Annotated in this window: 19 protein-coding genes; 14 read left to right on the forward strand and 5 right to left on the reverse strand. The window is 48.6% G+C overall.

Going from position 1 to position 22,144, the window contains the following annotated elements; all coding sequences use genetic code 11:
• The 4 genes from ptsP to T411_RS0116545 are packed head-to-tail and all read left to right on the forward strand — an operon-like array spanning nt 1 to nt 4,756.
• Nucleotides 1–2,247 (forward strand): phosphoenolpyruvate--protein phosphotransferase, encoded by a 2,247-nt coding sequence (gene ptsP, locus T411_RS0116530; RefSeq protein ID WP_000952227.1) that lies wholly within the window; start codon nt 1–3, stop codon nt 2,245–2,247.
• Nucleotides 2,248–2,256: 9 nt separating this feature from the next.
• Nucleotides 2,257–3,051, forward strand: a complete 795-nt coding sequence (locus tag T411_RS0116535; protein WP_001019422.1) for a sulfite exporter TauE/SafE family protein — start codon at nt 2,257–2,259, stop codon at nt 3,049–3,051.
• A gap of 28 nt (nt 3,052–3,079) precedes the next feature.
• Entirely contained in the window at nt 3,080–3,895 is an 816-nt protein-coding gene (gene lgt / locus T411_RS0116540; protein ID WP_001135560.1) for a prolipoprotein diacylglyceryl transferase, read from the forward strand.
• Between the two features lie 9 nt (nt 3,896–3,904).
• On the forward strand, nt 3,905–4,756 hold the full coding sequence (locus tag T411_RS0116545) for a thymidylate synthase (protein WP_000816213.1): 852 nt from the start codon (nt 3,905–3,907) through the stop codon (nt 4,754–4,756).
• 92 nt (nt 4,757–4,848) lie between these two features.
• Here T411_RS0116545 and T411_RS0116550 read toward each other — a convergent pair whose 3' ends face one another.
• On the reverse strand, nt 4,849–5,997 hold the full coding sequence (locus T411_RS0116550) for a Na/Pi cotransporter family protein (protein WP_000609761.1): 1,149 nt from the start codon (nt 5,995–5,997) through the stop codon (nt 4,849–4,851).
• 394 nt (nt 5,998–6,391) lie between these two features.
• Between T411_RS0116550 and nhaR the strand changes: the two genes are divergently transcribed.
• Both nhaR and T411_RS0116560 read left to right on the forward strand, forming a co-directional pair.
• A complete protein-coding gene (gene nhaR / locus T411_RS0116555; protein ID WP_000018881.1) occupies nt 6,392–7,282 on the forward strand; it encodes a transcriptional activator NhaR in 891 nt (296 codons plus the stop codon).
• Nucleotides 7,283–7,560: 278 nt separating this feature from the next.
• Nucleotides 7,561–7,806 carry an ArsR/SmtB family transcription factor gene (locus T411_RS0116560; RefSeq protein WP_012705991.1) on the forward strand — a complete coding sequence of 82 codons (246 nt, stop codon included), beginning with the start codon at nt 7,561–7,563 and terminating at the stop codon, nt 7,804–7,806.
• A 68-nt stretch (nt 7,807–7,874) separates the two neighbouring features.
• Here the strand turns inward: T411_RS0116560 and rpsT are convergent, their stop codons facing one another.
• Nucleotides 7,875–8,135 carry a 30S ribosomal protein S20 gene (rpsT, locus tag T411_RS0116565; protein WP_000002742.1) on the reverse strand — a complete coding sequence of 87 codons (261 nt, stop codon included), beginning with the start codon at nt 8,133–8,135 and terminating at the stop codon, nt 7,875–7,877.
• A gap of 257 nt (nt 8,136–8,392) precedes the next feature.
• Here rpsT and murJ point away from each other — a divergent pair, with 257 nt between their 5' ends.
• The 6 genes from murJ to ispH all read left to right on the forward strand — a co-directional run bounded on the left by murJ (nt 8,393) and on the right by ispH (nt 15,997).
• Nucleotides 8,393–9,955 carry a murein biosynthesis integral membrane protein MurJ gene (gene murJ, locus T411_RS0116570; protein ID WP_001912559.1) on the forward strand — a complete coding sequence of 521 codons (1,563 nt, stop codon included), beginning with the start codon at nt 8,393–8,395 and terminating at the stop codon, nt 9,953–9,955.
• Nucleotides 9,956–10,023: 68 nt separating this feature from the next.
• Nucleotides 10,024–10,992 carry a bifunctional riboflavin kinase/FAD synthetase gene (gene ribF, locus T411_RS0116575; RefSeq protein ID WP_000420410.1) on the forward strand — a complete coding sequence of 323 codons (969 nt, stop codon included), beginning with the start codon at nt 10,024–10,026 and terminating at the stop codon, nt 10,990–10,992.
• 30 nt (nt 10,993–11,022) lie between these two features.
• On the forward strand, nt 11,023–13,872 hold the full coding sequence (gene ileS / locus T411_RS0116580) for an isoleucine--tRNA ligase (RefSeq protein WP_000006091.1): 2,850 nt from the start codon (nt 11,023–11,025) through the stop codon (nt 13,870–13,872).
• A 15-nt stretch (nt 13,873–13,887) separates the two neighbouring features.
• Nucleotides 13,888–14,403 carry a signal peptidase II gene (gene lspA / locus T411_RS0116585; RefSeq protein WP_000071973.1) on the forward strand — a complete coding sequence of 172 codons (516 nt, stop codon included), beginning with the start codon at nt 13,888–13,890 and terminating at the stop codon, nt 14,401–14,403.
• Nucleotides 14,404–14,565: 162 nt separating this feature from the next.
• Nucleotides 14,566–15,000, forward strand: a complete 435-nt coding sequence (gene fkpB / locus T411_RS0116590; protein WP_001084301.1) for an FKBP-type peptidyl-prolyl cis-trans isomerase — start codon at nt 14,566–14,568, stop codon at nt 14,998–15,000.
• Nucleotides 15,001–15,034: 34 nt separating this feature from the next.
• Nucleotides 15,035–15,997, forward strand: a complete 963-nt coding sequence (gene ispH / locus T411_RS0116595) for a 4-hydroxy-3-methylbut-2-enyl diphosphate reductase (protein ID WP_011929361.1) — start codon at nt 15,035–15,037, stop codon at nt 15,995–15,997.
• A gap of 136 nt (nt 15,998–16,133) precedes the next feature.
• Here the strand turns inward: ispH and T411_RS0116600 are convergent, their stop codons facing one another.
• On the reverse strand, nt 16,134–17,618 hold the full coding sequence (locus T411_RS0116600) for a carbon starvation CstA family protein (protein ID WP_000964320.1): 1,485 nt from the start codon (nt 17,616–17,618) through the stop codon (nt 16,134–16,136).
• Between the two features lie 252 nt (nt 17,619–17,870).
• Here T411_RS0116600 and T411_RS0116605 point away from each other — a divergent pair, with 252 nt between their 5' ends.
• Entirely contained in the window at nt 17,871–18,212 is a 342-nt protein-coding gene (locus T411_RS0116605) for a DUF2799 domain-containing protein (protein ID WP_001890175.1), read from the forward strand.
• 18 nt (nt 18,213–18,230) lie between these two features.
• Nucleotides 18,231–20,027 (forward strand): cation:proton antiporter, encoded by a 1,797-nt coding sequence (locus T411_RS0116610; protein ID WP_000544192.1) that lies wholly within the window; start codon nt 18,231–18,233, stop codon nt 20,025–20,027.
• A gap of 23 nt (nt 20,028–20,050) precedes the next feature.
• Here T411_RS0116610 and murQ read toward each other — a convergent pair whose 3' ends face one another.
• Both murQ and T411_RS0116620 read right to left on the reverse strand, forming a co-directional pair.
• Entirely contained in the window at nt 20,051–20,974 is a 924-nt protein-coding gene (gene murQ, locus T411_RS0116615) for an N-acetylmuramic acid 6-phosphate etherase (protein WP_000180252.1), read from the reverse strand.
• 17 nt (nt 20,975–20,991) lie between these two features.
• A complete protein-coding gene (locus tag T411_RS0116620) occupies nt 20,992–22,104 on the reverse strand; it encodes an anhydro-N-acetylmuramic acid kinase (protein WP_000840721.1) in 1,113 nt (370 codons plus the stop codon).
• Nucleotides 22,105–22,144: the final 40 nt, after the last annotated feature.

Below are 22,144 nucleotides of genomic sequence, written 5' to 3' on the forward strand. Positions count from 1 at the left end.
ATGCTTTCTCAGCTAAGGGATATAGTAGAACAAGTTTCAAAAGTCGAAGACGTCTATCAGGCGTTGGATATTTTTGTAAAGCAGACCTGTGAGGCGATGAGCACAGAGTGTTGTACTGTCTATTTAGCGAATGAAGAGATGCACCGTCTGGAATTGATGGCCACACAAGGTCTGAAGTTCAAGGGCGATAAGATCCATATTGATTTTGATGAAGGCTTGGTCGGGTTGGTTAAACGTTCTGCCGAACCGATTAACTTAGCCGAAGCCTCAAAACATCCGAGCTTTAAATATTTTAAGCAGTTGGGTGAAGAGGTTTATCACTCCTTCCTCGGTACACCGATCATCTATCGCAAACAGGTGCTTGGTGTGCTGGTGGTGCAGCAAAAATCTCCCCGTTTATTTAGCGAGATGGAAGTCTCCTTTTTAGTTACCCTTGCAGCGCAGCTCGCGGTGCTGGTGGCGCATGCTCAAACGCAAGGTCACTGGCGTTTATCCAAAAAGCAGCAGGCCATTACGGGTGTTGCCGCCTCTTCTGGGGTCGCGATTGGTGAGTTTTGGTGGGATGATACCCAGCCAGATCTGTCCGAAGTGCTACCCGCCTCAGCTCTGGATCCTGATTTTGAGCAAGAGCGTATTGCCTTGGCAGTAGAGAGTGCGCTGGCCGATTTTCGTCGGATGCGTAAAAAGCTCGATGGGGATATCAACAAAGAAGCGTTAGCCATTTTTGATCTGTTCACTCACTTATTGAACGATCCTATGCTGCGGAAAGATCTCAAAGCGCAGATCCAAAAAGGGGATCGTGCCGATTGGGCGCTGCGCCAAGTGGTCGAAAGTTACTCGAACCGTTTTGCGCGCATGTCGGATGTTTATCTGCGAGAGCGAGCGCAAGACATTCGTGAGTTAGGACAACGTTTACTGTTTTTCTTGCTCAATACCGAAACCAATCAGCCCAAAATCGATAAGCCGGTTATCTTGGTGGTGCGAGAGCTGACCGCGAGCGTGTTAGCCGCACTGCCCAAAGATAAGCTGCTGGCTGTCGTCTCTCTTGAAGGCGCGGCCAACTCCCATGCGGCTATTTTGTCGCGCGCGTTAGGCATTCCTGCGGTGATGGGGGTATCGATTAACCTGCGCGATCTGAATGGCAAAAAAGGTATTGTCGATGGCTACAGCGGTAAGTTATTCATTTCGCCTTCGAAAACCATTCTGAATGAGTATCGTGCCTTAGCGAATGAAGAGCGTGAGCTGTCGCGCATGGTCAATGAGGCGATTCGTGAGCCCGCATGTACTCTTGATGGCGCACGAATCGAATTGTTACTGAATGCCGGTTTGAGTGCCGATACCAGTATTGCCGTCAATCAAGGGGTGGATGGCGTTGGGTTGTATCGCACAGAAATCTCTTTCTTACTGCAGCACCGATTTCCCTCAGAAGAGGAGCAGACTCAGCAATATCGGCATGTGCTGAACACTTACCCTCATCAACGTGTTGTTATGCGTACGCTCGATATCGGTGGTGATAAGCCTTTACCTTACTTGCCGATTGAAGAAGACAACCCATTTCTCGGTTGGCGTGGTATCCGTTTTACCTTAGATCATCCTGACATTTTTATTATCCAACTGCGCGCCATGCTCAGAGCAAGTGCGGAGTCGGGGAATTTATCCATCTTGCTGCCGATGATTTCCGGTGCCAAAGAGCTGGATGATGCGCTGAAGTTTATCTATCAAGCCTATCAAGAAGTTTCGCAACAAGATCCACGCGTGGTGATGCCGCAAATCGGGATCATGCTCGAAGTACCTTCGATGCTATATCTGCTGCCACTGATTGCCGATAAAATTGATTTCGTCTCTGTCGGTACAAACGATTTGACCCAATATCTGCTTGCCGTGGATCGTAACAATGCGCGTGTGGCGGATGTGTATGAATCTATGCATCCTGCGGTGGTGATGGCACTGAAGCAGATCCAACAGACTTGTGCGACCCATCAAATACCCGTGTGTGTCTGTGGTGAGTTAGCCGGAGATCCGATTGGTGCTTTGCTGTTGATAGGGTTAGGCTACACCACCTTAAGTATGAACACGTCTAACGTCGCTAAAGTGAAATATCTAGTGCGACACTCTGAACTGGCGGAATTAACCCAGCTCGCTGAGCAGGCATTAACCCAACCTTATGGACGAGAAATCTACAATATGATGCTCGCCTATATCGAAAAACACGGTTTTGCAGGTTTTGTCCGTGCAGGCAAAAAATAGGAACCAAATGTGAATATTGAACTCTTAGCTATACTGCTGCTGTTAGGGGCAGTGGTGGGTGTGCTTGCTGGCTTATTGGGCATTGGTGGCGGCTTACTAGTGGTCCCCGCTCTACTGTTTTTACTGCCTTATGCTGGCATCTCGACCGAGATTGTGATGCAGCTTGCGCTGGCCACATCGTTAGCGACGATCATACTCACATCAGGCTCATCGGCACTAAACCATCTAAAGCTGGGTAATGTCGATGTTTTTGTCGTGAAATGGTTAATGCCGGGTGTGGTGGTCGGTGGGTTTTTAGGCTCAGTGGTTGCCGAATGGATCCCAAGCCAATATTTACCCAAAGTGTTCGGGGTCATTGTGCTCTGTTTGAGTGTGCAGATGTACCGTTCGATACGTGCATTGCAAAATCATCCAATGCCAAGTGCATGGATTACCACCTTGTGCGGTACCGGCATTGGGGTAATCTCAAGTTTGGCCGGTATTGGCGGCGGTTCTTTATCGGTGCCATTTTTGAATCGACATGGCATTGAAATGAAAAAGGCGATAGGTTCTTCATCGGTCTGTGGTTTTGCGATTGCGATATCGGGCATGATTGGTTTTATTTTGCACGGTTATCAAGTGGAGAACTTGCCACAATACAGCCTTGGTTATGTTTATTTACCTGCATTGTTAGCGATTGCTACAACATCGATGCTTACCACGCGAATTGGCGCTAAACTTGCCACCCAAATGCCAACAGCAAGGCTTAAGCGATTCTTTGCCATTTTTTTAATGTGCGTCGCTGTGACCATGTTGTTCCAGTAATACTCATTGTTTATAGAGAAGGTTTGTTATGCCTCAGGGTTATCTGCAGTTTCCCAATATTGACCCCGTATTGTTTTCGATCGGCCCTCTAGCGGTGCGCTGGTATGGCTTGATGTATTTGGTGGGTTTCCTTTTTGCTATGTGGTTGGCCAATCGCCGAGCGGATCGCGCGGGCAGTGGTTGGACGCGTGAGCAAGTCTCTGACTTGTTATTCGCCGGCTTTTTAGGTGTAGTGATCGGTGGCCGAGTTGGTTATGTGATCTTCTACAATTTTGATCTGTTCCTTGCTGACCCTCTTTATTTATTCAAAGTGTGGACTGGCGGCATGTCCTTCCACGGCGGCTTATTGGGTGTGATCACCGCCATGTTCTGGTATGCGCGTAAAAACCAACGCACCTTCTTTGGTGTGGCCGATTTTGTTGCCCCTTTAGTGCCATTCGGTTTGGGGATGGGACGTATCGGTAACTTTATGAATAGTGAACTTTGGGGACGAGTAACGGATGTGCCTTGGGCTTTTGTATTCCCTAATGGTGGCCCACTGCCGCGCCATCCTTCACAGCTTTATGAATTCGCCTTAGAAGGCGTGGTTCTGTTCTTTATTCTTAATTGGTTTATTGGTAAACCTCGTCCGCTAGGCAGCGTATCCGGACTGTTTTTAGCTGGATACGGTACATTCCGCTTCCTTGTGGAATACGTCCGTGAGCCAGATGCTCAGTTGGGTCTGTTTGGTGGCTTCATTTCAATGGGGCAAATCCTCTCCTTACCTATGGTGATCATCGGTATTTTGATGATGGTTTGGTCTTACAAGCGCGGTTTGTATCAAGACCGTGTAGCAGCAAAATAGGGTAGTTAGGTGAAACAGTATTTAGATCTTTGTCAGCGCATCGTCGATCAAGGTGTTTGGGTTGAAAATGAACGAACGGGCAAGCGTTGTTTGACTGTGATTAATGCCGATTTGACCTACGATGTGGGCAACAATCAGTTTCCTCTAGTGACTACACGCAAGAGTTTTTGGAAAGCTGCCGTAGCCGAGTTGCTCGGCTATATTCGTGGTTACGATAATGCGGCGGATTTTCGCCAATTAGGTACCAAAACCTGGGATGCTAATGCCAATTTAAACCAAGCATGGCTCAACAATCCTTACCGTAAAGGTGAGGATGACATGGGACGCGTGTATGGTGTTCAGGGTAGAGCTTGGGCTAAGCCTGATGGTGGTCATATTGACCAGTTGAAAAAGATTGTTGATGATTTGAGCCGTGGCGTTGATGACCGAGGTGAAATTCTTAACTTCTACAATCCGGGTGAATTTCACATGGGGTGTTTGCGCCCTTGCATGTACAGCCATCATTTTTCATTGCTGGGGGATACCTTGTATCTCAACAGTACTCAGCGTTCATGTGATGTGCCCTTGGGGTTGAATTTCAACATGGTGCAGGTTTATGTGTTCCTTGCGCTGATGGCACAGATCACAGGGAAAAAGCCGGGCTTGGCGTATCACAAGATCGTCAATGCGCACATTTACCAAGATCAACTCGAATTGATGCGCGATGTGCAGCTAAAACGTGAGCCATTCCCAGCGCCTCAGTTCCATATCAATCCAAAGATTAAAACACTGCAGGATTTGGAAACTTGGGTCACTTTGGATGATTTTGACGTCACCGGATATCAGTTCCACGATCCTATTCAATACCCGTTTTCAGTCTAATCCCGTATTCAGGCGGTATGGCTTGATGGGTTTTATATAAAAAAAGCTCCCGAAGGTCGGGAGCTTTTTTTATACAGATGATGCTTTAACGCTTAAGCGGTTAGGGCAAGAATGCTGCCGGGGATGACGACAAACACACCCAATAAGTAACTCACCACCACCATTTTGCTCTTACAAGCCCAAGTTGAGATGAGCTCAGCACCTTTAATAGGCAGTTCGCGTAAGAAAGGAATACCGTAAATCAAGACCGTAGCCATCAAGTTAAAGCTTAAGTGCACCAGCGCAATTTGCAGAGCAAACACGGCAAACTCACCAGAGACAGCGGTTGCGGCGAGCAGAGCAGTAATACAAGTGCCAATGTTCGCACCTAAGGTAAATGGGTAGATTTCACGCACTTTCAGCACGCCAGAGCCCACGAGAGGAACCATTAGGCTGGTTGTGGTCGATGAAGATTGAACTAATACCGTAACCACTGTACCTGAAGCAATACCGTGTAGTGGGCCTCGGCCAATCGCATTTTGTAGAATTTCACGTGCGCGGCCAACCATCAAACTCTTCATCAGTTTGCCCATCACCGTAATGGCGACGAAAATGGTCGCAATACCCAATACGATAAGTGCGACACCACCGAAAGTATTACCCAATACCGAAAGCTGGGTTTCAAGCCCTGTGATGACAGGTTTGGTAATCGGTTTGATAAAATCAAAACCTTTCATGCTCATATCGCCAGTCGCAAGCAGAGGCGAAACGAGCCAGTGTGAGACTTTCTCTAAAATGCCAAACATCATTTCTAGAGGTAGGAAGATCAGCACCGCGAGAAGATTGAAAAAATCGTGGATGGTGGCACTGGCGAAAGCACGGCGAAACTCTTCTTTACAGCGCATATGGCCAAGGCTGACGAGAGTATTGGTCACAGTAGTACCAATATTGGCACCCATCACCATAGGAATCGCGGTTTCAACCGGTAACCCACCGGCAACGAGACCAACAATAATAGAAGTCACCGTGCTTGAGGATTGAATCAGTGCCGTTGCCACTAAACCAATCATCAATCCTGCAATTGGGTGGGAAGCAAATTCAAATAGAACTTTGGCTTGATCGCCGGTTGCCCATTTAAAACCGCTGCCGACCATCGCGACTGCAAGAAGTAGTAAATACAGCATGAAAGCCAAGTTTGCCCAACGTAGGCCTTTCGTGGTCAGCGAAATCGGCGCTGCAGGGGAAGTTGCTTGGTTTATCATTATTTTCTCCGTGGACCGTTGTTAAGGGTTCGGTCGATTGTTGAATTCGAGGCTGATGGTAGAGAGGAAATATTTCACTAATATGACATTTCGGTGTAACTGATGAGTTATTCATCAATATTGCAACATGCTTAAAAAATGAGTGACAAGGGCTTTGTTAACTTTATGTTTTATAATGGGTTTATGACCGGTACCACTTGGTGGTTGGGTTGTAACAAAGTGTGTAATGAGCTTGTCGATAGGCCTCGGGTGCTATGAGTTTATGACAGTTCGTATTCTTGTTTATGAAAAATCCTAACTAAACGGTTTATTGTTTCGGTTTATCCGAACTTATTGTTGTAAAAGATCGCATCTGTTATAAGGAAAACGGGATTTCTAGCGGGTAGTCGATTTCATGTCTCATCTTAACTATAACCACCTCTATTATTTCTGGATGGTGTGTAAACAAGGCTCGGTAACCAAAGCGGCCGATGCTCTGTTTTTAACGCCCCAAACCGTGACGGGGCAGATCAAAGCTTTGGAAGAACGACTTGATGGTAAGTTGACGAAACGTAATGGCCGCAGTATTGAGCCGACTGAATTGGGACAGTTGGTCTTTAAATACGCTGATCGTATGTTTGGCTTGAGTTATGAAATGTTGGATATCGTTAACTATAGCCAGCGTTCAAACTTGCTGTTTGATGTGGGAGTGGCAGACGCCTTATCCAAAAGATTGGTGAGCAAAATATTGCTGACCTCAGTACCCGGTGATAACCGGATTCATCTACGCTGCTTTGAATCAACCCATGAGATGCTATTGGAACAGTTAGCACAGCATAAGTTGGATATGATCTTATCTGATTGCCCAGTGGATTCGAGCCAAAGTCCCGGCTTATTTAGTAAAAAACTCGGTGAGAGTCGCATGAGTTTTTTCAGCTTTGGTGACGTGGATTTTGCGCCATTCCCCGCGGTGTTGCAGAGTAAAAAATTGTTAGTTCCAGGCAGTCGAACCGCAATGGGGCGTAAAGTGCGGCAGTGGTTTGATCGTCAAGGGTTACAACCACATATTCTCGGTGAATTTGATGACTCTGCTTTAATGAAAGCGTTTGCCATCTATCACAGTGATGCCGTGTTTATGGCTCCTTCTTTTTATGTCTCAGAAGTGGATGCGGAATCATCATTGAAACTCATCGGACATGTGGATGAGATTAAAGAGGAGTATTATGTCATCTTCGCTGAACGCATGATCCAGCACCCAGCAGTAAAAAATGTCTGTGATGCTGATTTTACTAACTTATTTTTGTGAATAATTATCACTGTTAAGTCTTTGATCACTACCCAATGATAAGTGAAAACAATAAACTAGCGTTCTTGATTAGTTTTTTATCATTATCAGCGAGTTTTCTCCGCTTTCACCATTTCGACCCATCATGATCACTCAACCGAATTACGACATCGGTGATTAGAACGACAGAGAAAAGTGAATGAATGGGTTGGAATTAAAATGCCGTATTTAAAGGGGGCACCAATGAATCTCCAAGAGATGGAAAAAATTCTGCCAAAGCGGTAGTTTTGCTCAAAGCGATGGCCAATGAGCGGCGACTGCAAATTTTATGTATGTTACTGGACAATGAACTGTCGGTAGGGGAATTGAGCAGCCGTTTGGAACTCAGCCAGTCTGCTCTTTCTCAACATCTAGCGTGGCTACGTCGTGATGGTTTAGTGAATACACGTAAAGAAGCGCAAACCGTGTTTTATACGTTGAGCAGTACAGAAGTGAAGGCGATGATTGAACTGTTGCACCGTCTTTATTGTCAGGCGAATCAGTAGGGTGGTCGAAAAAAAGGTATAAAAAAACCGGCGTAGGCCGGTTTTTTGTTGCTGAAGATCAAACTCTATTACAGAGCGTTGATAGCAGCAAAGAAGCGAGACTTGTGACGAGCTGCTTTATTCTTGTGAATAAGGCCTTTAGTCGCCATGCGGTCTAGGATTGGTGTAACTACAGCGAATGCAGCAGTTGCAGCTTCTTTGTCGCCAGCAGCGATTGCAGCAACAGTTTTCTTCATGTAAGTGCGCATCATAGAACGACGGCTAGCATTGTGCTGGCGACGTTTCTCAGCTTGGATAGCGCGCTTCTTAGCAGATTTGTTATTTGCCAAGGGTCTAACTCCCAAAAACTTAGTTCGGTGACATTTTAAGGGCGGGAAATATCCCCGATTTGCTCTTTAATGTCAAATGATTTGTGCAAAAACCCAACTGGACCAAACAAACTTGGTATCGAAGAGCCTTCGCGGTTAAGATGGCGGGGATTCTATCAGCATTTTTTTACCAATGCTAATACTTATCTGATCTCACTATGACATTCTTATCCTTTCGAATCAGATAATGTGGTTTTGACTCTTTGTTCGAGGTTACCGTGAGTAAACGCTTACTCAAGTCTGGCATCATTGTAAGTGCTATGACTTTGATTTCTCGTGTTTTAGGTTTAGTGCGCGATGTGGTTGTGGCCAATTTGATGGGCGCAGGCGCCAGTGCTGACGTATTCTTTTTTGCCAACCGAATTCCCAATTTTTTACGCCGATTATTTGCAGAAGGGGCCTTCTCTCAAGCATTTGTCCCGGTATTAACCGAATATCATGCCTCGGGTGATATCAATAAAACTCGAGATTTAATTGCGCGAGCGTCGGGAACTCTCGGTGTTTTAGTGACCATAGTGACGCTAATTGGAGTGCTCGGCTCTGGCGCAGTCACCGCATTATTTGGCGCAGGTTGGTTCCTAGACTGGTTGAATGGGGGCCCTGCTGCAGGAAAGTTTGAGTTAGCGAGCTTACTGCTCAAGATTACTTTTCCCTATTTGTGGTTTATCACCTTTGTTGCCTTGTCTGGGGCAATTTTAAACACCTTAGGTAAGTTTGCTGTCTCCTCTTTCACGCCAGTTTTCTTGAACGTGATGATGATTCTGTGTGCTTGGTACCTCTCGCCAAATCTAGAACAGCCGGAAGTGGGCTTAGCAATAGGCGTATTTTTAGGTGGTTTAGTCCAGTTTTTATTTCAACTGCCATTTTTGATCAAGGCTGGAGTGCTGGTTAGGCCTAAATGGGGCTGGAAAGATCCTGGGGTGGTGAAAATTCGCACACTGATGATTCCTGCACTGTTTGGAGTATCGGTCAGTCAAATCAACTTGTTATTTGACTCCTTCGTGGCCAGTTTTCTGCAAACCGGTTCGATCAGCTGGCTCTATTATTCGGATCGCCTGCTGGAGTTTCCCCTCGGCTTATTTGGAATTGCCATCGCGACGGTGATTTTGCCTGCCTTATCGCGTAAACATGTAGATGCGCACAGTGATGGGTTTGCCCACACCATGGACTGGGGGATTCGCATGGTTACGTTTCTCGGCATTCCTGCCATGCTGGGTTTGATGGTACTGGCAAAACCTATGCTGATGGTGCTGTTTATGCGCGGGGAATTTACTTCAAGCGATGTAGAGCAAGCGTCCTATTCGTTACTCGCTTACTCATCTGGCTTGCTCAGCTTTATGTTGATCAAAGTGTTAGCGCCGGGATATTACTCACGTCAAGACACGAAAACCCCCGTACGTTACGGAATTATCGCTATGGTCAGCAATATTGTGCTTAACGCAATCTTTGCGTGGTTTTACGGCTATGTTGGCTTGGCGGTCGCGACTTCGATGTCCGCTTTCCTGAATATGGCACTGCTTTATCGTGGTTTGCACTTACAAGGTGTTTATCATCTGACTCGCAAAACCGTCTGGTTTGTTGCGCGACTGGTGATGGCGGGAGCGGTAATGACTGGGGCGCTTTTGTGGCAGTTAGACACTATGGCTACATGGTTGAGCTGGGGAATCAGTCAGCGCGCATTGACGCTGACAGGCTTGATTGGCCTTGGCGTGGCATCTTATCTGGCTATTTTGCTGTTACTGGGTGTTCGTCTCAAAGATCTAAAAGCGGCGACAGAGTAGCGAGCTTTAGGTATAATCCGCCAGTTTCGCACCATGAGAATCAAAATATAGGTTTTAAGCATCTTCCGATGGAATTAATACGCGGTATTCATAACATTCAATCTCGCCATCACGGCTGTGTATTGACGATTGGCAACTTTGACGGTGTTCATCTTGGTCATCAACAAGTGCTCAGTCAGGTGGTGCAGCGTGCCCAGCAGATGGGTTTGCCTTCGGTAGTGATGACGTTTGAACCTCAGCCCCTAGAGCTGTTTGCCAAACAACAAGCGCCCGCGCGTTTAACACGTCTGCGCGATAAGTTTGTGCAACTCAGCAAACTCGGGGTTGATCGCCTGCTGTGCGTTAATTTCAACCATCATTTTGCCCAATTGGATGCCCACACGTTTATTCGTGACTTGTTGGTGACCCGTTTGGGTGTTAAGTTTCTGGTGGTTGGTGATGATTTCTGCTTCGGTAAAGAGCGTCAAGGTAACTTTGCGCTGCTACAACAGGCAGGGCAAGCCTTAGGTTTTGAGGTGGTGAGCACCCGAAGCTTCTGTTTGCAACAACTGCGCGTGAGTAGCACCGCGATTCGTGAAGCGTTAGCGGCTGACCAATTGAGCAGTGCCTCGGCTATGTTGGGGCGCCATTACAGCATCAGTGGTCGTGTCTCGCATGGTCAAAAACTCGGGCGAACAATCGGCTTTCCCACCGCTAACATTCCACTGAAACGTTGTGTTTCTCCGGTTTCTGGAGTGTATGTGGTTGAAGCCTATGGTTTGGGCCCAACGCCAGTCGGTGGGGTTGCCAATATCGGTAATCGTCCGACGGTCGATGGTGTTCGCCAGCAGCTAGAAGTGCACTTTTTTGACTTTCAAGGCAACCTGTACGGAAAGCAGTTGGAAGTCGCGCTGTTACATAAACTACGTGATGAGCGCAAATTCGCCTCTTTTGAGGCACTAAAGCAACAAATTGAATTGGATGCTGAAGCAGCAAGGGTGTGGCTGCGTCAGCTTAAGGGTTGCTCGGTTGATTCCACCCAGCAACAACATGTCTAACTTCGCCCAATATAACGGAATTAAGAATCGATGAGTGAGTATAAAGATACCCTGAACCTTCCTGAAACAGGGTTTCCAATGCGCGGCGATCTGGCCAAACGCGAGCCAGAAATGCTGCAACGTTGGTATCAAGAAGACCTGTACGGTGCGATCCGTCAGGCTAAAAAAGGCAAAAAATCTTTCGTATTACACGATGGCCCTCCTTACGCCAACGGTGATATTCATATTGGCCACGCTCTGAACAAGATTCTTAAAGACGTCATTATTAAATCGAAAACCCTGTCAGGTTTTGATGCGCCTTATATTCCGGGTTGGGATTGCCACGGTCTACCGATCGAATTGATGGTAGAGAAGAAAGTGGGCAAGCCGGGGCAAAAAGTCACCGCGGCCGAATTTCGTGAAAAGTGTCGCGAATACGCGGCAGGCCAAGTGGAAGGCCAAAAAGAGAGCTTTAAGCGTCTTGGTATTCTGGGCGAGTGGGATAAGCCTTATCGCACGATGGACTTCGTAACCGAAGCCAACATCATCCGTGCACTAGGCAAAATTGCTGATAACGGCCACTTGCTGAAAGGTTTTAAACCGGTTCACTGGTGTACCGACTGTGGTTCAGCACTGGCTGAAGCGGAAGTCGAGTACAAAAACAAAGTTTCTCCTTCGATTGACGTTCGTTTTAAAGCCGCTGATGAAGCCGCTGTGCTGGCTAAGTTTGGTCTGGCTGCTGGCCATGAAGGCAAAGGCGATGTGTCGATTGTGATCTGGACAACCACACCTTGGACACTGCCAGCTAACCGCGCGGTATGTCTGCGTGCAGATTTAGAATACGTACTGATCCAAGTTGAAGGTGAGCAACCAGAGCGCATTATCGTGGCTTCTGAGCTGGCAAAATCGGTGATGGATCGCGCGGGCATTGAACACTTCCATAACCTTGGTTTCGCAACTGGTGCCGATCTTGAATTGGTACAGTTCCAACATCCATTCTACTCCTTCACTGTGCCTGCCATTTTAGGCGATCACGTGACGACCGATTCTGGTACGGGTGTGGTACATACTGCGCCGGGTCATGGTCAAGAAGACTTTGCCGTTGGTCAACAGTACGGTTTGGAAGTGGCAAACCCTGTAGGTTCAAACGGCGTATATCTGCCAGACACTGAGCTGTTTGCGGGTCAACATGTATTTAAAGCCAACGATTCTGTGTTGGAAGTGCTGAAAGAAAAAGGCGCGTTGTTGCATCATCACGCGTATGAGCACAGCTACCCACACTGCTGGCGTCATAAAACGCCGATCATCTTCCGTGCGACACCACAATGGTTTGTCTCTATGGAACAAGCGGGTCTACGTGAACAAGCTCTGACGGCAATTAAAGGCGTACATTGGATGCCGGATTGGGGTCAAAGCCGTATCGAAGGTATGGTGGCAGGTCGCCCTGAGTGGTGTATCTCTCGTCAACGTACTTGGGGCGTGCCGATTGCACTGTTCGTGCACAAAGAAACCGCCGAACTGCATCCAAACAGCGCTGATCTGATTGAGAAAGTGGCGCAACTGGTTGAGCAAAAAGGTATTCAAGCATGGTGGGATCTCGATACTGCGGAACTGCTTGGCGCTGAAGATGCGGCCAACTATGAAAAAGTGCTGGATACGCTAGATGTATGGTTTGACTCAGGGGTGACTCACTCTGCGGTTGTGGATGCACGTCAAGAATTCAACGGCGCAGAAGCGGATATGTACCTAGAAGGTTCTGACCAACACCGCGGCTGGTTCCAATCATCCCTCATCTCTTCGGTGGCGATGAAAAGCAAAGCGCCTTACAAAGAAGTATTGACGCACGGTTTCGTGGTTGATGGCCAAGGCCGCAAGATGTCGAAATCGATCGGTAACGTGGTTGCTCCACAAGATGTGACCAACAAGCTGGGTGCGGATATTCTGCGTCTATGGGTGGCGTCAACCGATTACACTGGCGAAGTGGCGGTTTCAGATGAGATCCTTAAGCGTTCTGCGGATGCGTACCGTCGTATTCGTAACACCGCACGTTTCTTCTTGGCGAACCTGAACGGCTTCAACCCAACCACAGACATCATTCCTGTTGAAGACATGGTGGCGTTGGATCGTTGGGCTGTCGGTCGTGCACTGGCCGCGCAACAAGAGATCATTCAAGCGTATCAGGATTACAACCTGCACGCAGTGGTACAGCGTTTGATGAACTTCTGCTCAATCGAGATGGGATCTTTCTATCTAGATGTGATCAAAGACCGTCAATACACAGCCAAACGTGGTGGTCATGCACAGCGTAGCTGTCAAACCGCTCTGTTCTTCATTGTGGAAGCTCTGGTTCGTTGGATGGCGCCTATCATGTCATTCACCGCTGATGAAATTTGGAACGCAATGCCAGCACAGCAAGCTGACGGCAGCGCACGTGACAAGTTCGTGTTTACCACGGAATGGTTTGATGGCCTGTTTGGTTTGGCAGAAGGCGAAGAGCTAAATAACGCATTCTGGAATGATATTCAGAAAGTGCGTGGCTCAGTCAACAAACTGCTGGAAAACGCTCGTAACGAAAAACTGATCGGTGGTTCACTGCAAGCAGAATTAGTGCTGTTTGCTGATGATGCATTGGCGAGTAAGCTAGCGAAACTGGGCGATGAGCTGCGTTTCGTGCTGCTGACTTCAAAAGCCGTGGTGAAACCACTGGCTGAGAAGAGCGAGGCTGCACAGGCGACCGATATTGATGGCTTGTTTGTTCAAGTGAACAAAACTGAAGCTGAGAAGTGCGATCGCTGTTGGCACCACACCCCTGATGTAGGCACGATTGCAGGTCACACCACCATTTGTGGTCGTTGCGTGTCTAACGTTGAGGGTGAAGGCGAAGTACGCAAATTTGCGTAATTCAGGCTAACCATCATGTCGAATTCGTCTCTGACTCTTAAACAATCTGGATTGCGCTGGCTGTGGCTGGCGCTTCTGGTTTTCATTGCTGACATCACGATCAAGTTAATTGTGATGGATAACATGGGCTATGGTTGGGCAAACCGTATTGAGGTGCTGCCTTTCTTTAACCTGCTGTATGTGCATAACTATGGCGCGGCTTTTAGCTTTCTGAGCGATCAGGAAGGGTGGCAGCGCTGGCTATTTACGGGTATTGCCTTTGTGGTCACCGGCATGCTCGCTTACTGGATGCGTCGTCTTCCGGCGAGTGATAAGTGGAACAATATTGCCTACGCACTGATCATCGGTGGTGCCGTGGGCAATGTGTTCGATCGCATCGTGCATGGTTTTGTGGTCGATTATCTCGATTTTTACTGGGGAACCTACCACTGGCCAGCATTCAATCTGGCCGACAGTACGATCTGTATCGGTGCAGCGATGATTATTCTCGATGGTTTTCGCGCTAAGAAAAGTGCGCCAAGTCAGTCTTAGTGCTCTGCATTGCGCCGTAAAGCAAAGACACTGCGGCAAATAACCACAAGCGCCGTCCGTTGATTCGGAGGGCGCTTTTTACTATAAAGGCTGGCATCAGCGCCCGCCCGTCTCCGCTAAAGTGAAGCGGCGTTCGTTAAACAATAACAAGGTAGTGATAACGTGAACTCTATTGCCTCTAACTCTGCAGTTACCCTGCATTTTACGATCAAGCTTAAGGACGGCTCTGTTGCCGACAGTACCCATAATCAAGGAAAACCGGCCAAGCTAGTGATGGGCGATGGTAGCCTGAGCCCCAATTTCGAGCAGTGTTTACTCGGAATGTTGCCGGGCGAGAAAAAATCGGTCGCTTTAGCGGCGCAAGATGCGTTTGGGGCGCCCAATCCAGATCATGTCCATTACATGGATCGCAGTAAGTTTCTTGGTGGTGATCTGCAGTTAGAGGTCGGAACCATTATGGCTTTCAGTGGCCCTGACGGAATGGAAATTCCCGGAATCATCACGGAGATTGCCGGTGACTCAGTTACTGTCGATTTCAATCACCCATTGGCAGGGCAAGACATCACCTTTGATGTTGAGATCTTGTCTGTTGAGTGAGTTTCCTTACAATAGCCAACCATAACGACTAGCAATGAGCAAACCAATGAAAATACTGTTAGCCAACCCTCGCGGTTTCTGCGCGGGTGTGGATCGCGCGATCAGCATTGTTGAGCGTGCGCTGGAGCTTTATCAGCCGCCGATTTATGTGCGTCATGAAGTGGTGCACAACCGCTTTGTGGTCGAGGGTTTAAAGCAGCGTGGAGCCCGCTTTGTTGAGGAATTAAATGAAGTTCCCGACGATAACATTGTGATTTTTTCGGCTCATGGCGTGTCGCAAGCAGTTCGCCAAGAAGCGAAAGAGCGTTCACTGACGGTATTTGATGCGACTTGTCCACTGGTGACTAAAGTGCATATGGAAGTGGCGCGTGCCAGTCGCAAACATATGGAAGTAGTGTTGATTGGTCATGCTGGCCATCCTGAAGTGGAAGGCACGATGGGGCAGTATGCCAGTGATACAGGCGGCATGTATCTGGTCGAAAAGCCAGAAGATGTCGTATCACTGCAAGCTAAGGTGAAAGATCCAAGTAACCTGCACTATGTGAGCCAAACAACGTTGTCAGTCGATGAAACTGCGGATGTGATTGATGAGCTGCGCCGTGTATTTCCGAAGATCCAAGGCCCGCGTAAAGATGACATCTGTTATGCCACCCAAAACCGTCAAGATGCGGTGCGTATCTTGGCTGAGCAAGTCGATGTGATGGTGGTGGTGGGCTCGAAAAACTCATCGAACTCGACTCGATTAAAGGAGTTGGCTGAGAAGTTGGGCACTCCCGGTTACTTGATTGATTGCCCACAGGATATCGACCCTGGGGGGTTCGTTGATGCGCAGTTAATTGGGGTGACTGCGGGCGCTTCGGCACCAGAAGAGTTGGTAAACCAAATCTTGGAACGCATCAAAGAGCTCGGCGCAACGTCAGTAGAAGAGGTGCTTGGCCGCGAAGAGAACATGTTCTTTGAAGTGCCTAAAGAGCTGCAAATTAAGCAAGTCGACTAGTCATTTCGCCATCCATCTTGTGAATCCAAAATGGATGGTTTCTTTGCAATTTCTTTGCAAAGGGATATCGCACAAAAAAATGGCTCCCAGATTGGGAGCCATTTTCGTTTTCAATCAGGTGATTGAAGCGTTGAGATTAAGCGGTTTTCGTCACGCCTTGTGGTTTCTCTTCATCGGCAAGATCGGTTTCCCCTTTGCCTTTGGATACTTTCGCTACGTAAGCCAGAGCCCCCAGAGAAGCCAGTACACCTGCAATGGTTGAAATCTGCATTGGTAAGCCAAAACCTAACGTGCTGCTGTTAAGGATGAAGCTGATACACACGGTAGTCATAAACAGCGCAGGTACCGTACAGATCCAGTGCAGTTTGTTGTGGCGCATCAGGTAAGCGGTGGCTGTCCACAGCATCATGACTGCGGTCGCTTGGTTCGCAAAACCGAAGTAGCGCCAGATGATACCGAAATCGACTTGGGTCAACACTGCACCGATAACGAACAGAGGTACAGCCATCAGTAGGCGGTTACGCAGTGTTTTTTGCTCCATGTTGAAGTATTCAGCCAAGATCAGACGGCTTGAACGGAACGCGGTATCACCCGAAGTGATAGGCAGGATCACCACGCCAAGGAAAGCAATCACACCACCAAATACACCCAGCAGGCCGAAAGAAGAACCGTAAACCACGTTACCTGGGCCACCGTTTTTCACCGCTTCAGACAGCGCTTCCAGTGAGCCGAAGAAAGAGAGAGCAACAGTACACCAGATAAGAGCAATGATGCCTTCGCCAATCATCGCGCCGTAAAACACGAAGCGACCGTTCTTCTCATTTTCCATACAGCGTGCCATCAGCGGAGACTGAGTCGCGTGGAAGCCAGAGATAGCACCACAAGCGATGGTGATGAACAGAGCTGGCCACAGAGGCATGTCATTCGGGTTGAGGTTTTTCACCATATCGCTGATTTCAAATCCGCCCAGCACTTGGTGCTCAGAAGAGAACGCAATCGCCGTCATCAAACCAACCGACATGAAAATCAGTAGCGCACCAAACAGTGGGTAGAAACGGCCGATGATTTTATCAACAGGAACGATAGTCGCCAGAATATAGTAAGCGAAGATGATCACGACCATGGTGGTCATGCTGACGGTGAAGTCAGTTTGTTGGTTAATCAGGTTAGTGATCATGCCAGCAGGGGCTGAAACGAACACCACACCAACCAGAAGCAGCAACACAATGGCAAAAATGTTCATAAAGTGTTTTGCGCCATTGCCTAAGTAACGACCCGTGATGGATGGAACCGAAGCACCACCGTTACGGATAGAAAGCATACCTGAGAAGTAGTCGTGTACTGCACCCGCGAAGATGCAGCCAACTACGATCCACAGCATGGCGGCTGGACCGTACAGCGCACCCATGATTGGACCAAAAATAGGACCAACACCGGCGATGTTCAGCAGTTGTACGAGATACACTTTTGGGGTGGACATCGGTACATAGTCGACGCCGTCCGTTTTTGTATGGGCAGGGGTTTGACGCTTTTCGTTGATGCCAAATACTTTCTCTACGAAAGCTCCGTAAATAAAGTAACCGCCAACGAGGGCTGCGACACAGGTTAGAAACCACAACATAGCGTTTGTCCTTTTGTTAATGAATTAAGCTCACTGTGGATAGTAATTTATCAATAAGCGAGCTTCACTGGCTTTCCGAGTCAGTGGTCGTGTGGTGAATTAAGCGGTGTTTTAGCTAAATAAGTGGTTTTGAATATACCCACTTCTGACTTAAAGCCGCGACGCGAGCATGAAAATTGAGTAGCAGGCTATGCTATTCAATGGCATGCTCATTTCATCAACAAAATGCGTTCGTCTAACTCAAGGTAAAACATGAAAAAATGGATAGTAATGGGCTGTATTGTGCTGCTTGCCGCTTGTGCAGCGAGTGAGTCACAGTTAGTACAAGAGGGCAACTGGTATCAAATCGGTTATCAGGATGCCGTGACTGGTCATACCCAGCGCAGCTATAAAAGCTTAATGGCGCTCGGCTCAGCCAAATTGGGTGATTATGAACAAGGCTACCAAAAGGGATTAGAGCAATATTGTAACCCTGATGTGGCTTACCAAATTGGCTTGAGCGGCCAATACTATGAAGGAATTTGTGAAGGTACAGAGCAGGCGCAGCGTTTTCGTATGGAGTGGCAACGCGGTTGGAATGAGTACAATCAATAACCGATAAGAGGTGCAATCATGCACGAAGAGTCTATTGCTCTGACTATCGCTGCGGTTGGCGTAGTCGGTTTAGGATGTCAGTGGTTAGCCTGGCGGTTACGTCTGCCAGCCATCTTATTTTTGCTGTTGGCGGGGATTTTAGCTGGCCCAGTGTTTGGGGTGTTAAACCCGGAAGCCTTGATGGGGGATTTGCTCTTTCCGCTTGTTTCACTTGCCGTGGCGGTGATTTTGTTTGAAGGCAGCCTCACTCTAAATTTCAAAGAGATCCGCGGCGTCAGTAATACAGTGTGGAGCATTGTCACGGTTGGCGCACTCGTCTCATGGGGGATCACCAGCACGGCTGCGCATTGGTTGCTTGGCTTTGAATGGCCGTTAGCACTGATGTTTGGCAGTTTGACTGTGGTCACGGGTCCAACCGTGATTGTGCCTTTGCTGCGCACAGTACGCCCAACCGCACGTTTAGCGAATATTCTGCGTTGGGAGGGGATTTTAATCGACCCACTTGGTGCACTGTTTGTGGTGATGGTGTATGAATTCATTGTATCCAGCAGCCATGCTCATAGCCTAGAAGTGTTTAGCCTGATTTTATTGGTCGGTTTTTCGATTGGTATCGCTTCTGGAGTAGCGGTGGCGGCGGTACTGCGCAGAGGCTTGTTGCCGGAGTACTTGCAGCCGTTTGCGGTGCTGAGTGTCGTGCTCGGTGTGTTTGCTGCGTCTAATGCCTTGGAGTCCGAATCTGGCCTACTGACAGTGACAGTCATGGGGATGTGGCTGGCGAATGCCAAAGGGGTCAATATTCAGCACATCTTGCACTTTAAAGAGCACTTAACGATTTTGCTGATCACAGGGCTGTTTATTCTGCTCGCGGCTCGGATTGAAGTGGCGGATTTCCAAGCGTTGGGCTGGAGCGCCTTGGGGCTGTTTGTGGTGATGCAACTGCTGGCTCGCCCTGCGTCTATCTTCATTTCAACGTTGCGTAGCACGCTCAACGTTCGTGAAAAAGCCTTTTTAGCTTGGGTGGCTCCGCGCGGGATTGTGGCCGCTTCGATCTCTTCTCTGTTTGCCATCAAATTGATGGAGTTTGGCATCGCTGATGCCAAGCTATTAGTGCCGCTGACCTTTATGGTGATCATTGGCACTGTCGTGCTGCAAAGTGCGACTGCTCGACCAATGGCGTTGGCATTGAAAGTGTCAGAACCTGCGCCGAAAGGCTTCTTGATCATCGGTGCCAATGATGTGGCGCGTCAGGTCGGTTTAGCGATCGCTAAGTACGATTGTCGAGTGGTGGTGACGGATTCCAACTGGGACTACATTCGCCAAGCAAGAATGGCCGGGCTTGAGCATTATTACGGCAACCCGATTTCCAGCCATGCTGAGGATTACCTGAATTTGATTGGGATTGGGCATGTGTTGGCACTGAGCCCTGATAAACACTTCAACATCATGGCCTGTATGCAGTTTTTATCGGATTTTGGCGATAAGCGTGTGTTTTGCCTCAACGATAATCCAACCAATAACGTCAGTGAAAAGCATCTCGTCGCTCAGGAATATCATGGCTTGCCGTTTCTAGGTGGTGAAGTGAGTTACAAAAAACTGGCGAGTTTGGTCGGCCAAGGTGCGGAAGTGAAGCACACCAAATTGAGCGAAAACTTCACTTATCAGGATTATCAGCAAACCCACAAAGAGAGTTTTGTTTTGCCGCTGTTTTTAGTCGACAGTCGTGGGCGGGTGCAGATGTGTCAGGATGTGGCGAGTTTTGCGCCGAAAGAGGGCGAAATTGTCGTGTCTCTGATCAAAAGTCACGAGAGCCCATAGGGCTCTCGTTTTGCTCTGGCTAATTACTCTTCGTGCTCTTCCATGGCGCGGCGTAAGAAGCCGTCCGACTGCGAGAGTTTCGCGGTCGCTTGCTCGTAGTTCATGCCGGTCAGATGCATCAAAATCGCCAGTTTCGCGTTGTTGTGGCTCTCTTTGAGTAGTGCTTCGGCTTCTTCGCGTTGGCAATCGGTCGCTTGCATGACAATTCGCACCGCTCGGGCAATCAGCTTGCGGTTGGTGGCTCGGACATCGACCATCAGATTTTGATAGCTTTTACCAAGACGGATCATGCTGGCAGTCGTGAGCATATTGAGCACCAACTTCTGCGCTGTACCGGATTTAAGTCGGGTTGAACCCGTTAACGCTTCCGGCCCAACGACGGGAGAAATGGCAATCTGGGCGATTTCGGCAATCGGAGAATCAGGGTTGCACGAGAGTGCGATGGTGGTCGCGCCTAAATCATTGGCGTACTCTAACGCGCCAATCACATAAGGTGTGCGGCCACTCGCCGCAATCCCGACGAGCACATCTTTGCTGCTAAAGTCGATTTGCTGTAAATCATGTGCGCCCAGCGTGGCGTTATCTTCCGCCCCTTCTTGTGCGGTAAACATCGCCTCTTTGCCGCCGGCAATCAGGCCAATCACCATTTGATCGCTCACTCCGAAAGTGGGTGGGCATTCTGAGGCATCCAGCACACCCAGACGACCGCTGGTACCTGCCCCTAAGTAGATCAAGCGGCCACCTTGTTTGAAGGCGGCAGTGATTTTATCAACCGCTTGGGCAATCTGCGGCAATACCGCTTCCACCGCCAGTGGCACTTGTTTGTCTTGTTGATTAAGCCGCTCGACAATTTCTTGCGATGAGAGCAAATCAATATCCATCGTATCGGGGTTACGACCTTCGGAAACCAGATGAGAAAGCGCGGCGATAAGTGCATCGTTGGTCATAAAAATTCCTGTAGCGATTAATCGGGGTAGTAAATCACGCCAAGACTCGCAAGACGTGATGCGCCCGTTACGGCGGGCAAATTACTGGGTAAACCGTGCATGCGCCTTTGTGCCAGCCAAGCGAAAGCCATGGCTTCCATATTATCGCCATCCACGCCCATTTGGGTGGTCGGGGCAACTTGCCAGCTTGGCAGCAAGGCTTGTAAGCGTTCCATGAGTAAAGGATTTTGCGCACCGCCGCCACACACTAAAAGCTGTGGTTGTGGCCCTTCGGCGAATGGTGCGACTTGCTCAACAATGGTTTGCGCGGTGAATTCACACAAGGTGCGTTGCACATCAGTGGCATCAACCGAAAACGTGGCGAGCTGCGTTTCTAACCAAGGCAGATTAAACAGCTCGCGGCCTGTGCTTTTGGGTGCTGGCAGAGCAAAGTAATGGTCTTGTTTTAAATGGCTAAGTAATGCGGCATTCACGCTGCCTTGTTTGGCCCACAGGGCATCTTTATCGTAAGGCTGGTTACGTTCTTTTTGGCACCAGCTATCCATCAGCATATTGCCGGGGCCGGTGTCATAGCCCACCACTTCACCATTGGGCTTGAGCACCGAAATATTAGCAATCCCCCCGATATTGAGCACGACCACGGTCGATTGCTCAGCATGAAAAATCGTGCGATGAAACGCGGGAACTAACGGTGCGCCTTGCCCACCGAGCGCAACATCTTTGCGCCGAAAATCGGCGACAGTCGTAATGCCTGTGCGCGCCGCGATAATGTTGGCATCGCCAATTTGCATGGTAAAAGGTTTGGTGCCGGTAGGCTGATGGAACACGGTTTGTCCATGACAGCCGATCGCACGAATGTGCTCGGCGCGATAACCGCTGTGCTGCAAAAGCGCCAGCACCGCATCACTGAACAAATGACCCAGATCGTGCTCTAATTCACCCATCGCAATCAAGGTGGTTGGTTGGCCGATGCAGACATTGAGTAGCCGCTGCTTGAGGTCGGCAGGCATAGGGTAGTCGTGGTGAGCCAGCAGTTCGATGTTATCGTCTTGCAGTGCCACTAAAGCGGTATCCACACCATCCAAACTGGTTCCCGACATCACACCGATATAGAGTTCGCGTTCTGCCATTTGGTTATCCCTCTGTCATATTCAAACAAAGGCATTGTAA

Source organism: Vibrio cholerae ATCC 14035 (assembly GCF_000621645.1).
Classification (GTDB): domain Bacteria; phylum Pseudomonadota; class Gammaproteobacteria; order Enterobacterales; family Vibrionaceae; genus Vibrio; species Vibrio cholerae.

Bases quoted from the DNA above. Each gene is read 5' to 3' on its own strand.
- ptsP (WP_000952227.1), top strand. From the start codon at position 1: ATGCTTTCTCAGCTAAGGGATATAGTAGAACAAGTTTCAAAAGTCGAA.
- lgt (WP_001135560.1), top strand. From the start codon at position 3,080: ATGCCTCAGGGTTATCTGCAGTTTCCCAATATTGACCCCGTATTGTTT.
- T411_RS0116550 (WP_000609761.1), bottom strand. From the start codon at position 5,997: ATGATAAACCAAGCAACTTCCCCTGCAGCGCCGATTTCGCTGACCACG.
- nhaR (WP_000018881.1), top strand. From the start codon at position 6,392: ATGTCTCATCTTAACTATAACCACCTCTATTATTTCTGGATGGTGTGT.
- T411_RS0116560 (WP_012705991.1), top strand. From the start codon at position 7,561: ATGGCCAATGAGCGGCGACTGCAAATTTTATGTATGTTACTGGACAAT.
- ribF (WP_000420410.1), top strand. From the start codon at position 10,024: ATGGAATTAATACGCGGTATTCATAACATTCAATCTCGCCATCACGGC.
- ileS (WP_000006091.1), top strand. From the start codon at position 11,023: ATGAGTGAGTATAAAGATACCCTGAACCTTCCTGAAACAGGGTTTCCA.
- lspA (WP_000071973.1), top strand. From the start codon at position 13,888: ATGTCGAATTCGTCTCTGACTCTTAAACAATCTGGATTGCGCTGGCTG.
- ispH (WP_011929361.1), top strand. From the start codon at position 15,035: ATGAGCAAACCAATGAAAATACTGTTAGCCAACCCTCGCGGTTTCTGC.
- T411_RS0116600 (WP_000964320.1), bottom strand. From the start codon at position 17,618: ATGTTGTGGTTTCTAACCTGTGTCGCAGCCCTCGTTGGCGGTTACTTT.
- T411_RS0116605 (WP_001890175.1), top strand. From the start codon at position 17,871: ATGAAAAAATGGATAGTAATGGGCTGTATTGTGCTGCTTGCCGCTTGT.
- T411_RS0116610 (WP_000544192.1), top strand. From the start codon at position 18,231: ATGCACGAAGAGTCTATTGCTCTGACTATCGCTGCGGTTGGCGTAGTC.
- murQ (WP_000180252.1), bottom strand. From the start codon at position 20,974: ATGACCAACGATGCACTTATCGCCGCGCTTTCTCATCTGGTTTCCGAA.
- T411_RS0116620 (WP_000840721.1), bottom strand. From the start codon at position 22,104: ATGGCAGAACGCGAACTCTATATCGGTGTGATGTCGGGAACCAGTTTG.